We start from the raw sequence: 15429 nt of genomic DNA on the forward strand, positions 1-15429 counted from the left end.
CCAAAAAAAAGCCGACTCAAAAGTCGGCTAACTTATTATTTCGTACCAAATATTTTATCGCCTGCATCCCCCAAGCCAGGAACAATGTATCCCTGTTCATTGAGTCTCTCATCAATAGAAGCTGTATACAGTTCCACATCAGGATGGGCTTTTTCCAACGCGGCAATACCTTCAGGAGCAGCCACCAAAACTAGCACTTTAATCGACTGGCAGCCTGCTTTTTTCAGTAAATCGATAGTTGCAATCATGGAACCACCGGTTGCCAACATGGGGTCAACCACCAGCGCCATACGTTCATTAATATTGGAAGCCAATTTCTGAAAATAAGGGACAGGTTCTAAGGTTTCTTCATTACGATAAACCCCTACGACGCTGATCCGGGCACTAGGAACATTCTCCAATACACCATCCATCATCCCCAATCCCGCACGCAGAATAGGTACGACGGTTATTTTTTTACCTTTAATCTGCTCAACTGCTACTGGGCCACACCAGCCATCAATAGCGACTTTTTCTGTTTCTAAATCAGAAGTTGCTTCATAAGTCAGAAGGCTTCCAATTTCTGCGGCCAGTTCACGGAAGCGTTTGGTGCTGATATCATGCGCTCGCATCAGGCCGAGTTTATGTTTAACAAGTGGGTGATTCACCTCAACGATCTTCATGGACCTCTCCTACTGTATGTCATGTCGCCAGCAGACAAAAAAACGGCGAGATTATACCGTCTTTTACCCATAACACCACCACCAATCCGTTGATTTTCATTAAACATAGCCCTAATTGCCGCGAACTGAGATCCTAAACAAGAGTCTCGCAAACGTTTGCTTAGACTGTTAGAATTGTTACTATTCTGTCTTAATTTATCAAACGCAACCGCCTTGGGGGCTTCGAGTGACCAACAAAACCTCTCTCAGTTATAAAGATGCCGGTGTCGATATCGACGCCGGTAATGCCTTAGTCAACCGTATTAAAGGTGTTGTAAAACAGACCCGTCGCCCAGAAGTTATGGGCGGTTTAGGTGGGTTTGGCGCTTTATGTGCATTACCACAAAAATACCGTGAGCCAATTCTGGTTTCTGGTACTGATGGTGTCGGCACCAAGTTGCGTCTGGCAATGGATCTCAAACGCCATGACACTATTGGCATTGACTTAGTTGCAATGTGTGTCAATGACCTGGTTGTTCAAGGTGCGGAACCCCTGTTTTTCCTTGATTACTATGCAACCGGGAAACTGGATGTTGATACGGCTGCCAGCGTTATCAGCGGTATCGCAGAAGGCTGTCAATTATCCGGCTGTGCTCTGGTTGGTGGTGAAACCGCAGAAATGCCGGGGATGTACCACGGTGAAGATTATGATGTTGCCGGCTTCTGCGTTGGCGTGGTTGAAAAATCAGAAATTATCGATGGCAGTAAAGTTCAGGCGGGTGATGCCTTGATTGCCCTCGCCGCCAGTGGCCCTCACTCAAACGGCTATTCTCTGATACGTAAAATTCTGGCCGTCAACAACACCGATCCAGAAGCAACAGAGCTTGAAGGTAAATCATTGGCAGATCACCTACTCGCCCCGACAAAAATTTATGTGAAATCCCTTTTATCCTTGATTGAACAGGTTGATATTCACGCTATTGCTCATCTAACCGGTGGCGGTTTCTGGGAGAATATTCCGCGTGTTCTGCCTGAAAATACCCAAGCACAGATTAACGAATCCAGTTGGCAATGGCCGGCCATATTTAACTGGCTGCAACAGACAGGCAATGTCAGCCGTCATGAAATGTACCGTACATTCAACTGTGGTGTTGGAATGGTGATTGCATTACCACCAACAGCCGTTGAACACGCGATTGAATTACTCACTACGGCCGGTGAAAAAGCCTGGCAAATCGGCACTATCGCGACACTGAAAGAGGGTGAACAACAGGTCGTCATTAAATGAAAAATATCGTTGTACTCATCTCTGGCAGTGGCAGTAATCTCCAGGCGGTGATTGACGCCTGCCAGCAGAACAGAATCAATGGGCAGGTTTGCGCGGTATTGAGTAATAGCGCAAACGCTTACGGTCTGTTACGCGCTCAACAGGCGGATATTCCCACCCATGTTATTAGCCCGAAAAACTATGCAGATCGTCAGGCTTATGATGAAGCGCTAAAACACGTGATTGATCAGTATCAACCAGATTTGCTGGTCCTCGCGGGTTATATGCGTATTCTGACGCCAGACTTTGTTCAGCACTATCTTGGCCGCCTGTTAAATATTCATCCTTCTCTGTTACCCAAATATCCTGGTCTGCATACTCACCGCAAAGCGATAGCGAATGGAGATACAGAACACGGCACTTCCGTCCATTTTGTGACAGAAGAGTTGGATGGCGGCCCGGTGATCTTGCAAGCTAAAGTTCCTATTTTTGCCGATGATCAGGAAAATGAGGTTGTTAAACGGGTTCAGACTCAGGAACACAACATCTATCCATTAGTTATCAACTGGTTTATCGAAGGGCGCCTAAGTATGGTTAATGGCAAAGCGTATCTGGATGGAAAGATCCTCCCTCCAGAAGGCTATGCCGCAGAATAATCTATTTAAACCCTATGGATTTCAAGATGGATCGCGACGGCAAGGGAGTGAATCCCCGGGAGCATAGGCAACTATGTGACCGGGGTGAGCGAGTGCAGCCAACAAAGAGGCAACTTGAAAGATAACGGGTATATTAACGGCTAATTACAGTGCTGTGGTAACATACCCGGCACTGCGAACTATATTAATTATGTTCCTTTTTTATTAAAAACATAACATTGAGGTGTCAAATGTCTGGTGGTTCTCATACTCCACCTGTTAGGTTACGTCCCCTTGAGCGGGAAGATCTGCCTTTTATCCATCAATTAGATAACAATGCTAGCGTCATGCGTTACTGGTTCGAAGAACCTTATGAAGCTTTCGTTGAACTGAGCGATCTCTATGACAAACATATTCACGATCAGAGCGAGCGCCGGTTTATTATCGCAAGTTCTGACGCCAAAGTTGGTTTGGTTGAATTAGTCGAAATCGACTATATCCACCGCCGGTCAGAATTTCAGATTATTATCGATCCCGCCTATCAGGGCCAAGGCCATGCAACCAAAGCGGCAAAACTGGCAATGGAATATGCATTTTCCGTACTTAATCTGTATAAACTCTACCTGATTGTTGATAAAGAGAATGTCAAGGCCATTCACATCTATAATAAACTAGGTTTCTATACTGAGGGCGAATTAATAGACGAATTCTTTATTAATGGCAGTTACCGCACCGCCATTCGCATGTGCGTTTTCCAACATCAATATTTTGCATCTAAGGAAGATGAAAAAATGAGTCAGCAGATACTGACGATAAGATAGCGACAAACGACGCCCCGTCGTATTCAAAGTTTCAATACTTTTACCTCAACACCTGGAGTAACCATGTCCCAAGACAGGCTCTATACCGAGAAAGAACTGAGTTGGTTATCATTCAACGAACGTGTGCTTCAAGAAGCAGCGGATAAGAGCAATCCATTAATAGAACGGATGCGGTTTCTTGGTATTTACTCCAATAATCTGGATGAATTTTACAAAGTCCGTTTTGCTGATGTGAAACGGCGAATATTAATCAATGAAGAACGAGGATCGGCCACCAGCGCTCGAAATGTATTGAAAAAAATTCAAGCTAAAGTGGCTAAAACCGATCAAGAATTTGATGTGCTCTATAATGAATTGCTACTAGAAATAGCTCGCAATCAAATTTTTCTCATCAATGAACGACAAATTTCACCAAATCAACAAATCTGGTTACGTCAATATTTTCGTCAACATCTGCGGCCACACATTACGCCAATTCTGATCAATCCAGAAACCAACCTGGTTGAATTTCTAAAAGATGACTACACTTATCTGGCAGTTGAAATTGTCCACGGCCAGAATATTCAATATGCACTATTGGAAATTCCGTCAGATAAGGTGCCACGTTTTGTTAACTTGCCGCCTGAAATGCCACACCGCCGCAAGTCAATGATCCTGCTAGACAATATTATGCGTTATTGTCTTGATGAAATTTTCAAAGGCTTTTTCGATTATGATTCACTGAACGCCTATTCAATGAAAATGACCCGTGATTCTGAATATGATTTAGCAACAGAGATGGAATCAAGCTTGCTCGAACTAATGTCATCCACGCTGAAACAACGGCTGACAGCGGAACCAGTAAGATTCGTTTATCAACGAGAAATGCCAGATGAAATGGTGGGGTTACTGCGTAGCAAACTTGGCTTGTCAAACAATGACTCGGTGATTGCCGGCGGACGCTATCACAATTTTAAAGATTTCATTAAATTCCCCAATGAGGGGAAGAGAAACCTACTCAATAAACCTTTACCGAGATTACGGCACACTTGGTTTGATAATTTCCGCAATGGTTTTGATGCGATTCGTGAACAAGATGTGCTGCTCTATTATCCCTATCACACCTTTGAACATGTGCTGGAATTATTACGTCAGGCTTCTTTCGATCCAAGTGTACTTTCCATCAAGATCAATATTTATCGGGTAGCAAAAGACTCCCGCATTATTGATTCCATGATCCATGCTGCCCATAACGGTAAAAAAGTGACCGTCGTGGTTGAATTACAGGCTCGATTTGATGAAGAAGCCAATATTCATTGGGCCAAACGGCTAACCGAAGCGGGTGTACATGTTATTTTCTCAGCACCGGGACTAAAAATTCACGCAAAACTGTTTTTTATTTCCCGTCTGGAAGGTGAAGAAATTGTTCGCTATGCCCATATTGGTACCGGCAATTTTAATGAAAAAACCGCTCGCCTCTACACCGACTACTCCTTGCTGACAGCAAATCCCAAAATTACTAACGAAGTGCGCCGGGTATTCAACTTTATTGAGAATCCTTACCGCCCGGTCAAATTTGAAAACCTGATGGTTTCGCCGCAAAATTCCCGCGCAATGCTCAACCAGCTTATTTCACAGGAAATCGCCAATGTCAGAGCGAATAAGCCCGCAGGTATTACGTTAAAGATCAATAACCTGGTTGATAAAGAGCTGGTGGACCGCCTATATGACGCTTCGGAGGCAGGGGTAAAAATACGCCTACTGATACGTGGTATGTGCTCACTGGTGCCCAACCAGCCAGGATTTAGCGAAAATATTCAGATCACCAGTATCGTTGACCGTTTTCTCGAACATGATCGGGTTTACGTATTCACTAATGACGGCGACGAAAAAGTCTTTCTCTCGTCTGCTGATTGGATGACCCGTAATATCGACTACCGAATTGAAGTTGCGGTTTGCCTGCTTGATCCACAATTAAAACAACGGGTACTGGACATTCTCGAATTACAATTCAACGATACGGTAAAAGCCCGTTACGTCGATAAAGAACTGAGCAATAGTTACGTGCCACGGGGTAATAAGCGGAAAATCCGGGCACAACTCGCTATTTATGACTATATAAAAGCCCTCGAACAACCTGAACCAAGAGCTTAATTTATGCCGCTAACACATGACAAGCCGACGCCCAGACCAATAGAAATTGCGGCTATTGATCTGGGTTCAAACAGTTTTCATATGATTATTGCCCGAATTGTTAACGACGCCTTTCAGATTTTAGGTCGCTTAAAACAACGGGTCCATCTTGCCGACGGTCTTGATAACAACAATCAATTAAGCGAAGAAGCAATAACACGCGGTCTTGCCTGTCTGGCTTTATTTGCTGAACGGTTACAAGGCTTTCCTGCTGATAACGTTTGTCTGGTGGGCACTCACAGCTTACGTGAAGCCAGCAATGCCAAAGAATTTATCAAACGTGCTAAAGACGTTATCCCCTACCCGATTGAAATTATTTCCGGCCATGAAGAAGCTCGTCTGATCTATATGGGGGTAGAACATACACAACCAGAAAAAAACCGTAAACTGGTGATTGATATTGGCGGCGGCTCCACTGAATTGATCATTGGGGAAAATTTTGAACCATTATTAGTAGAAAGCCGCCGAATGGGATGCATTAGTTTCGCCCACCAATTCTTTCCCGATGACGAAATTAGCGCAGAAAAATTCCGTCGAGCGCGGCTTGAAGCTGCACAAAAATTGGAAAATCTCTCGTGGCAGTACCGCATCACTGGCTGGAATTCAGCGCTTGGGGCATCCGGGACCATTAAAGCGGTGTATGAAGTGCTGGTCGCAATGGGGGAAAAGGACGGATTAATCACCCCTGAACGGCTGGAGATGTTGGTCAAAGAAATACTCAAATTCAAGAAATTAAAAACCTTCGACTTACCCGGACTATCGGATGATCGTAAACACTTTTTTATTCCTGGTTTGGCTATCTTATGCGGTATATTCGATGCCCTGCATATAAAAGCATTACAACTCTCAGATGGCGCGCTACGTGAAGGCGTTTTATATGAAATGGAAGGCCGTTTCCGTCATCAAGATATCCGCCAGAGAACCGCAAGAAGCCTGGTTGAACACTATAATATCGACAGAGAACAGGCAAAGCGTGTACTTCATACGACTGAAACACTTTACCAACAGTGGGCAATCCAGAACCCTAAACTAGTGCAACCTCAACTCGAAGCGATTTTACACTGGGCGGCAATGTTACACGAAGTTGGATTAAGTATTAACTTAAGCGGATTACAGCGACACTCTGCCTATATTCTGCAAAACACCAACTTACCCGGCTTTAATCAAGAACAACAATTACTGCTGGCAACCTTGGTTCGCTGTCATCGTAAGACAATAAAACTGGATGATTTACCAAGATTCAATTTATTCAAGAAAAAACAGTATCTGCCATTAATTCAAATCCTGCGTCTGGCAACTTTACTCAATAATCAACGCCAATCCACAACCATTCCTGAATCACTCAGACTGGTTACTGATGATAGTCATTGGGCTCTCTACCTGCCTTACAATTATTTATCAGAAAACACCCTGATGCAGCTTGATCTGGAAAAAGAGCAAGGTTACTGGCATAACGTTGCGGGTTGGCAATTAGAAATAGCCGAGGAATCAATATAAAGATATCAGACAATGAAAAAAAAGAAGCGATCTCAGATAATTAAATTGGTTTTACTTATCAGCTTTCTGATTTTATTTGGCCGTTTCATTTACTCATCCATAGCGGCATTAGAACATCATCAGCAAAATAAAAAGGTCATAATAGAGAAAAGCGAAAATCATCAGATGAAATAATCAACTTAGTGCTGATTATTATTAATCAATATCATACCTCACTATTTCCCCGAATCCTTCGGGGAAACAAGCTATTATCAATGTCATAATTTCAAAAGAATGACACCGGTTATTATTATCACAATACCAATCCACTGAATTCGACTCAACCGTTCTCCGCGAATAAAAAAGCCTAATAAAGCGGTAACTCCACTTGCCAATGAACTCAGAACAGTAACAACGGCAACATGTCCCGTTGCAGAACCATAAGCTAATGAAGCAAACCCGATCAGACTAAAGAAACTAATTGAAAAAACCAGAGAGATAATTGAAATCGGCGGTAATGATAAGTTTCCTTTTTTTAATAGCGTGAGAAATAAAACAACCACAGCGGTTAAATAGTAAACCCATAATGCATTGATAACACCCAGATCTCTAACAGCAAATTCCCCTTGCAACCAGAAGCCTAAACCAAACATCAGTGAAGACAAAAGTGCAAAGACAATTGAACCGGATGATTCTCGTTGTCCATCTTTTGATTTCGGTATACTGGTTAGACAGGCCCCAACAACACAAATAAATAGACTAAACAAAACCAAAGCGGTCATTGGTTTCCCATTTATCAGTGACAAAATCGTGGTAATAGCACCATAAAGCGAAACAATCGGCGCGACAATCGAGGCTTTGCCGATTGATAATGCTTTAAGCAGAAACACCATTGCCATTAAATTGCAAACCGAAGCAACAACACAGAGGGTCAATTGAAAAAAGCTTGCATTAACAAACGACATCTCAAAATAAAAAAACAGCAACAACGATAAAACAAAAAAACCAAATAGCTGACTATAGAATAAAGATTTAGCAACGCCGACTTTTCTTGCGACTTGCCCTGCCAAAAAATCCGTACTTCCCCAACATAATGCTGAAATCAACCCTATCAGAATCGCCATAGTGATAATCTCTCATTAATTCGTTATTAACTGAACGCTATTAGCAATACGTGTCGCATTTTCCATCGCTTCCTCACAGCTATCACCATAAGCCAGAACATAACCGACAATAGAACCAAAGTTTTTATTTTTCGATGAACTTTTACTTTTTGATGAAATAGCAAAAGGCGTTTTTTTAAACCCTGCGGAGATGAAATAAGGGATATCAGCATCTATTCTGATATCATTGACAACCCCCTCACCACGATAAAAAACAAATGCATCAGCGACAAATGGATAAACTATTTCCGACGCTGGTAATATAGAACTTTCGATACCACAAACAAAATCGACCAAGTATTTGACCATATTAATCCCAGAGGTCATGAATATCTGTTGAGCCGCTCTGGCACCTGCTATGCGCAAATTGATTTCAACTAATATTGGCCCACGAGAGGTATAAATAAATTCTACATTTATTGCACCACCCCGTAATCCCAACGCAGCTAGCCACTCCTTAACAAGCTTACAAGCCATTGCAAACTCAAATTCAGGCAGTTCAGCAGGATGAGATAAACCGATCATACACAGGTCATCGTCAGGAGAAACGAAAATTCTATTGATACCAATTAAATGCCATTCATCATGACTATAAATTAATTCTGCCCCATAAAAATTTCCCTGCAAGAACTCTTCTATCAAGAACTCTTCATTGACTTTACCGAGCATTGACATTGTGCCATGAGATGAAATTTCTGAAACCACATGGTGGTAATCATCTTGAGATTTACAAAGTGATACCCCATAAGCCCCCGCATCACGAAGTGGCTTAATCACAAACGGAAAAGGAACCTTAGGATTTTCTGGAATATTATTATAAGAAAAAACCGCGTAAGCAGGTTGCTCATAACCATGTTGTGCTAAGATATCCCTGACATTCTTCTTACTAAATGCATTCCTCAAACCATCTATATCCGGGTGAGGTAAACCGAATTCTAACGCTACTTCAGACGCCACAATCATAAAATCATCATAGCAACCTAAAATTGCAGCAACAGGAATACGGTTATCTTTAATTAAATTAATGATATCTGTACTATTTCTCGTATCAACATAATAAATATTATCAAATAATTCCTTTCTTAAATCATCATATAATCCTTTATTCATTGATTCCATTGAAGTCAATAACACAGGAGAAAATCCCAAATCTCTAATATAATCAATTGCCGAACATTCAACCGGTCTTGCTTCAATAAAAATAAAAACACGCATATCTACCCCATCGTTAGTTGATATTTATTAATTTATGACACTTTCTTCATTCCTGAAATCATCTAATTTTACTTAATAATAAAAAATTTCATTAAAATTAAGACAACCTAATTATCATGTATAGTTCCAACTAAGATGACTTTCAAATAAAAAAACCGCCAGAATACAACCAGATTCAGCTCTTTAATACATAACCAATTAAATAATAAAAAGAATTTTTTCATAAAAATAATTTTTCCGCCAAGATAAAATAGTTATTCATTTTTAAAATAAAAAAACAATCAATTATTCTATTTTAATAAAAAATTTTATTTGACATAACAGACTTTATATACTTTTATTAATACTACATTGATTTACGGATATTTTTTAGTTAACGGAATAAATTGTTTAAATTAATTTATTGTTCCCAAATCTTCTTCTTATATATTTTCATTTATAGGAGTATTTATGTCATCTCATGAAATTAAAAAAACAGTATTTAGCCCCTCTCCGTGGGAAAATAAAATGGGATACTCAAGAGGAAAAAGAGTTGGTAATCAGATATTTATTGCAGGATGTGTCGCTTCAGATGGTGATGGAAATGTTATGGGGGAAAATGCTTACGAGCAAACTCTATTTATCATAGAAAAAATTGAGAAATATTTAAAAGAGCTTGATGCAGAACTGACTGACGTTGTCAGCACAGTAACACATTTAACAGACTTCCAACATTTTGATGATTACTGTCGAGCATTTAATGAAAAATTTGGCGATATACGCCCGGTCAATACGACTATTGCCGTTAAATCGATGGTAAAACCAGAACATTACGTTGAAATTACAACTATTGCTATCGATAGCAAATAGTTAAATCAAAGAATAATACCAATGGTAATTGATCTACCTGGAGGCTTGGCATGAATAAAATTAGCGTGCTCCCCGGCTCCACGCTTAACGGGGAAATAGTCATACCCTCATCTAAGCCTCATATCCAAAGAGCGCTACTATTAGCACTATTGAATGAAGAAACAACAACCGTAAATAATATATCGTGGTGTACCGAAACCGAAGATCTCCTTATTGCTTTACAACAATTTGGTCTGCAAATTCTGGACAGAAGTGAAAACCACATCATATTGAAAGGGGCACATCCAATCTATCATTGTAATGGGATTATTAATGCTAACGGTTCTGGCATGTTATTTAGAATCAGTGTCGCTTTAGCGTCACTAACAGAAAAGGAAGTTTATATAAAATGCAATGATTCACTGTTTAACAGAGAAAGTCTGTATGATGAATCATTTTTTTCATACCTGAATGTATTTGCAGAAAAGCGAGAAGAAAATATTGTCATTATTTCCAGAAGAATATATCCATCACAATCGCCATTAAACTTCAATAAGAGTACTCAATTTCTATCATTCTCTCTTCTTGTTTCACCATTTATGAAAGGGAAAAGTATTATCATTAACAACAACGGCGAAACTAAGAATGGATATGTCGATATAACAATTAACATGATGGCGTTATTGGGAAGTCAAATCACGCGAATAGGCAGCACATTTATTTCAACTGAATATCAACCAAGGGATATTACTATTAACATCCCCTCTGATTTCACATCACTAAGCTACATTGCTTCGTCAATATTAAGTATTAATCGACCAAGCAAAGTCACCATCAGAAGTTATTATTTGAGTAATACCATTAACGAAAGAGTATTATTTAACATATATAAAAAATTTGGTATGAATTTAAACTATAACCCAATTAAGAATGAACTTAATATCAGCCTGGAGGAGGAACATAACACCATTACAGATGAAATTTACTTAAATGAACTTCCTTCCGTTGCCACTAACATTATCGCGGCAGCGATTAATGGCAATGGAGATATGACATTTTCCGGTCTTAATGCTATAAACAATCATAAATGTCAACGCGCATTTATTATCAACGAAAATATACGCATGATGGGCGGTAAAAGTTATTTAATTTTTAATGACACTGGGACTTTCAACAAAATAAAGATCAATGGTAACGGACCATTAAACGGAGGCGTCGAAATATTCAGTTACTATGATCATCGGATTTGCGCATCCAATATTATTGCATCACTAGGGGCAAGAGAACGAACAACGGTTAATCATATACATAAATTAGATGATGGTTTTCCTGGATTTATCCAATCCTTAACTTCTCTCGGAGCTAAAATAAGTTAGCTAACAGTATAAAAGCGAGACAAAAATATGAATTATTATGGTAATAATCATCCGCCATTTATCGAAATAAACAAAACCAAATCATTAAATGGCTCAATAACTTTACCTGCCTCCAAAAGTTCTTCAACTCGCGCCATTCTGACTGCATCATTAACGGAAGGTACAAGTAAAATAAATAACATGGCATCAGGGAACAATACAACAGCAATGAAATTAAACTGTTCCCGTTTAGGGGCATCATTTAATAGTGATATTACAGGGACAATCGTAGAAGGTATAGATATCAGAAAAATTAATAAAAAAATCATCTTTAACCCAGGTAATTCTGGCGTTGTATTAAGGCTATTAATGGGAGTAGCCGGTTATTTACCTGATACTGAATTTATTACAGAATACAGTTACTCCCTGGGTACACGATCACAATCAGAAATGGTCAATGCACTAAAATTACTCAATATTCAGTGCACCTCAGTTGGGCCTGATTCACTTTTACCGATAAGCATGAAATCAAGTAGAAACATCGGTAGTTACACTGAAATTTCATGCAGAAAGAGCTCTCAATTCCTGAGTGGACTACTTTACTTAGGTGCCATTAGTGAACGAGATCTGCAAATAAAAGTCATCGATACAATTACCGCACCATCGATGGTTCACACGACAATTAATAATTTGCGCAAAGCGGGCATTAATATCGAATATGATGATAAATTCCGTAATTTCTTTACGATAGGAAAAAATCGATTTATTCCATCAGAATTTAGCGTCGGCGCTGATCCAGCCAGCACAGCGGCAATCCTTGCACTTTGCGCCTCACTGAATTCTGATGTCACCCTAAACGGTTTCTTTGAGGAAGAATTAGGTAATGGCGCGGTGGTGGATTATTTAATTAACAGTGGAACGAAAATCAACTTCATCAGGGATGATTGTCTCAATATTCGATCTGGCGGAACCCTAAAAGCGCAGGATTTCGATGGTTCACTGGCACCAGATGCGGTACCAGCACTTGCTGCATTAGCTGCGTTTGCCGACGGTAAAAGCGTTTTCTATAACATTGAACATATCCGCTATAAAGAATCAGACAGAATTTCTGATTTTCGGCGGGAATTAGACAAAATAGGGATTAGATCAGAAGAGAAGCTAGACCAATTAATTATTTATGGCAATCCATATGGATATAAAGGCGGCATTATTGTTGATGGTCATTACGATCATGGATTAATCATGGCACTCACAACAATAGGTTTACATTGTGATGAGCCTCTCATTATCAGTGAGCCATATCATGTTGGTCAAACCTATCCAGAATATTTCGCCGAAATATTCACATTAGGCGCCAATGTGAACGAATTAAAATATTCTAGCCCTATACCAGAAGACGTTTAAATATCATTGATAACTCTTAACCAAAGGAATTCACTATGTGTGGAATTGGTGGCGTTTTTAATACAGAAAATAGGCTTATTGATGATATTGAGAATAAGCTACAGACGATAATGTCAAAAATAGCACATCGAGGCGATCCATCTCGATTTAATGAGAAGATTGTCAGAAATAATTTTTCAATCGCAACCAACAGACTTGCTATCGTCGAACGCGATTCAGCCTATCAACCCATATCAAATCAGGAACATGATCTTCATCTTGTTCTGAATGGTCAAATTTATAATTACAAGTCTCTTCGAAATGAATTGATTAAACAAGGTTATCAATTTAAAAATGGTGGCGATGCAGAAGTTGTCCTAATTGCCTATATTTGCTATGGCAAAGCATTTATTAAAAAATTAGATGGCATGTTTAGTTTTATTCTATTTGATAATAAGAATAATAAATTCTTATTAGGCAGAGATCACGTCGGTATAAAACCTCTCTATTACACCCAAAAAGAGGGTAACTGGTATGTAGCATCAGAAATAAAATCATTGATCGAGTTTAACTCAGAAATTAAACCTGTTGAACCCGGTTCAATTTTCGACGGATTTACTAGTGAGAAATATATTAGCTACGACACAACTATCCCAGCAAGCAGCGATAACTTCGAACAGGCAAAAGAAAAAGTCTATTCACTGTTAGATAATGCCGTCAGAAAGCGGGTTGACACAGACCTCCCTGTGTCAATTATGTTTAGCGGCGGCATAGACAGCACCATCGTGCTTTATCTTGCAAAAAAATATCACCACGATATTACCGCGATTTCATTTGGATTACCGGGTTCAAAAGACATTGAAATCGCCCAAAGATATTGTTCTGAGAATAATATAAAGCATATTATATATACATTTACTCAGGAAGAATTAATCAATAATATCCAAGATGCTATCTATTATGGTGAATTTTTCGAACAAATCGATGCGATTGATTCAACTATTGCTCACTTTGGCTATTATATTGCTAACCGCCTTGGCTTTAAAATTGCTTTATGTGGAGAAGGTAGTGATGAAATTTTTGCTGGCTACGATTTATTTAAAACATATCCCGATCCCCATCGCCTCTCCCTATATCGATTAAATAATCTTCATAGGACTGATTTACAAAGAGTTGATCGAGCAAGCATGAGAAATACTGTTGAAGCAAGAGTTCCCTTTATGGATTCAGCACTAGTGCCTTATGTTTTAAGCTTGGATTTTTCTTACAAACTCAATAAGGGGATAGAAAAACATATTTTACGCGAAGCATTCAGAGGAAAAATACCGGAATATATCATTGACAGACCAAAAATAAGAATGCCAGATGGCAGTGGTGTGAAAAATACTATCGTTGATTACGTTAAAGATATTAAATGCAATCTACCGAGAAGCATGGTTGACAACCTTAATTCTATCGGGTTAACCCATCAAAGTTCATTATATTTCGCTGAAAAATATCTCTCTTTGGGTTATCCACTACCGAAAGAGCGTTTCAAAGAATCTGGCAAAGATTTTTCAGAATCGGGTTACTTTAATTTCATATCGTAATTTAACCATTATATTGATTGCTGCATTGTTTATTCTGTTAACGATGCAGCTATTTAGCGATAAAAAATATACCCGTCATCTTTCAAGTTGCCTCTTTGTTGGCTGCACTCACTCACCCCGGTCACATAGTTATCTATGCTCCCGGGGATTCGTTCCCTTGCCGTCGCGATGCATCTTGAAATCCATAAGGTATATAGGATATAGGATTTTTTATTTTCATCACTTGGCGTCAAATTGAAACTCAATATCCTTTTTTAAAAAATCATAATCAATAATTTCAACTCTCTTATTCTTTGATAAAATTATTCCTTTTTCATTCAAACTCTTAATAGCTCTATTTAATTGCCTGACTGAAACACCTAAAACAGATGCTAAATCTTCCCTTTTCTCTAATACCAACACAGTTCCATTTCTTTTCGAATGATAGTAAAGAAATCGCTTTAACTTATCCTCAACAGTTAAAAATATTCCCGTTCGAAACAAAGAAGATTCAAAAAGCTTATTACTGAGTTGTTTACAAACAAATTGAAGAAATACAGCATCTGTTAATCCAAATATTCTTACCGTCTCTAACGGAATGGATAGCAGTACTGATCGCTCCTGAGCAAAGACAGTATTAATTATATTATCGCCTTGGGAATGAAAAAGTTCTAAATCTCCAATAAGAAAAAGAGGAGTAGCAAAGGCAAAAACAGAAAATTTTCCATTAATATTATAAAACTCAACCTTTAGTTTACCCTCAACTAAAATATAGAGATGAGTAAAAATTGATGACTGATGTGTAAGATAGGTATTTTTCTTAACTTCAACCACATCTAATTTTGGCATAAATTCTGCTGGAAAAATGCTATCAAGATGATATTTATCAATATAATTTTTCAATT

The 15429-nt window shown here is 39.1% G+C and carries 14 protein-coding genes; 9 read left to right on the forward strand and 5 right to left on the reverse strand.

Annotated elements, in window-relative coordinates; genetic code table 11:
- Positions 1-35: 35 nt before the first annotated feature.
- Positions 36-662, reverse strand: coding sequence for a uracil phosphoribosyltransferase (upp, locus tag AAC155_RS03640; protein WP_113041062.1), 627 nt, complete (start codon positions 660-662; stop codon positions 36-38).
- Positions 663-888: 226 nt separating this feature from the next.
- Here upp and purM point away from each other — a divergent pair, with 226 nt between their 5' ends.
- The 5 genes from purM to ppx all read left to right on the forward strand — a co-directional run bounded on the left by purM (position 889) and on the right by ppx (position 7033).
- Positions 889-1929 (forward strand): phosphoribosylformylglycinamidine cyclo-ligase, encoded by a 1041-nt coding sequence (gene purM, locus AAC155_RS03645; RefSeq protein WP_113041063.1) that lies wholly within the window; start codon positions 889-891, stop codon positions 1927-1929.
- Positions 1926-2564 (forward strand): phosphoribosylglycinamide formyltransferase, encoded by a 639-nt coding sequence (gene purN / locus AAC155_RS03650; protein WP_113041064.1) that lies wholly within the window; start codon positions 1926-1928, stop codon positions 2562-2564. Before purM ends, purN begins: the two co-directional genes overlap by 4 nt.
- Before the next feature lie 230 nt (positions 2565-2794).
- On the forward strand, positions 2795-3364 hold the full coding sequence (gene speG / locus AAC155_RS03655; protein WP_113041065.1) for a spermidine N1-acetyltransferase: 570 nt from the start codon (positions 2795-2797) through the stop codon (positions 3362-3364).
- Positions 3365-3427: 63 nt separating this feature from the next.
- Entirely contained in the window at positions 3428-5497 is a 2070-nt protein-coding gene (ppk1, locus tag AAC155_RS03660) for a polyphosphate kinase 1 (protein ID WP_113041066.1), read from the forward strand.
- A gap of 3 nt (positions 5498-5500) precedes the next feature.
- On the forward strand, positions 5501-7033 hold the full coding sequence (gene ppx, locus AAC155_RS03665; RefSeq protein ID WP_113041067.1) for an exopolyphosphatase: 1533 nt from the start codon (positions 5501-5503) through the stop codon (positions 7031-7033).
- 257 nt (positions 7034-7290) lie between these two features.
- Here ppx and AAC155_RS03670 read toward each other — a convergent pair whose 3' ends face one another.
- Together AAC155_RS03670 and AAC155_RS03675 are read right to left on the reverse strand one after the other, a co-directional pair.
- Entirely contained in the window at positions 7291-8136 is an 846-nt protein-coding gene (locus AAC155_RS03670; RefSeq protein WP_113041068.1) for a DMT family transporter, read from the reverse strand.
- A 15-nt stretch (positions 8137-8151) separates the two neighbouring features.
- Positions 8152-9390: an ATP-grasp domain-containing protein gene (locus AAC155_RS03675; protein WP_113041069.1), complete on the reverse strand. Its 1239-nt coding sequence runs from the start codon at positions 9388-9390 to the stop codon at positions 8152-8154.
- Positions 9391-9840: 450 nt separating this feature from the next.
- On the opposite strand from AAC155_RS03675, the gene AAC155_RS03680 reads away from it, so the two are divergent.
- From AAC155_RS03680 to AAC155_RS03695, 4 genes are read left to right on the forward strand one after another with little or no spacing between them, the layout of a single operon-like run.
- Positions 9841-10239, forward strand: coding sequence for a RidA family protein (locus tag AAC155_RS03680; RefSeq protein WP_113041070.1), 399 nt, complete (start codon positions 9841-9843; stop codon positions 10237-10239).
- Positions 10240-10289: 50 nt separating this feature from the next.
- Entirely contained in the window at positions 10290-11594 is a 1305-nt protein-coding gene (locus tag AAC155_RS03685) for a 3-phosphoshikimate 1-carboxyvinyltransferase (protein ID WP_113041071.1), read from the forward strand.
- Positions 11595-11621: 27 nt separating this feature from the next.
- On the forward strand, positions 11622-12977 hold the full coding sequence (locus tag AAC155_RS03690; protein ID WP_113041072.1) for a 3-phosphoshikimate 1-carboxyvinyltransferase: 1356 nt from the start codon (positions 11622-11624) through the stop codon (positions 12975-12977).
- A 35-nt stretch (positions 12978-13012) separates the two neighbouring features.
- Positions 13013-14545 (forward strand): asparagine synthetase B family protein, encoded by a 1533-nt coding sequence (locus tag AAC155_RS03695; protein WP_113041073.1) that lies wholly within the window; start codon positions 13013-13015, stop codon positions 14543-14545.
- A gap of 53 nt (positions 14546-14598) precedes the next feature.
- Here AAC155_RS03695 and AAC155_RS03700 read toward each other — a convergent pair whose 3' ends face one another.
- Both AAC155_RS03700 and AAC155_RS03705 read right to left on the reverse strand, forming a co-directional pair.
- Positions 14599-14778, reverse strand: a complete 180-nt coding sequence (locus AAC155_RS03700) for a hypothetical protein (RefSeq protein WP_146748047.1) — start codon at positions 14776-14778, stop codon at positions 14599-14601.
- On the reverse strand, positions 14765-15427 hold the full coding sequence (locus AAC155_RS03705; RefSeq protein ID WP_113041128.1) for a Crp/Fnr family transcriptional regulator: 663 nt from the start codon (positions 15425-15427) through the stop codon (positions 14765-14767). The genes AAC155_RS03700 and AAC155_RS03705 overlap by 14 nt, the downstream gene beginning before the upstream one ends.
- Between the last annotated feature and the right edge of the window lie 2 nt (positions 15428-15429).

The organism is Photorhabdus sp. HUG-39 (assembly GCF_963878365.1).
Classification (GTDB): Bacteria; Pseudomonadota; Gammaproteobacteria; order Enterobacterales; family Enterobacteriaceae; genus Photorhabdus; species Photorhabdus kayaii.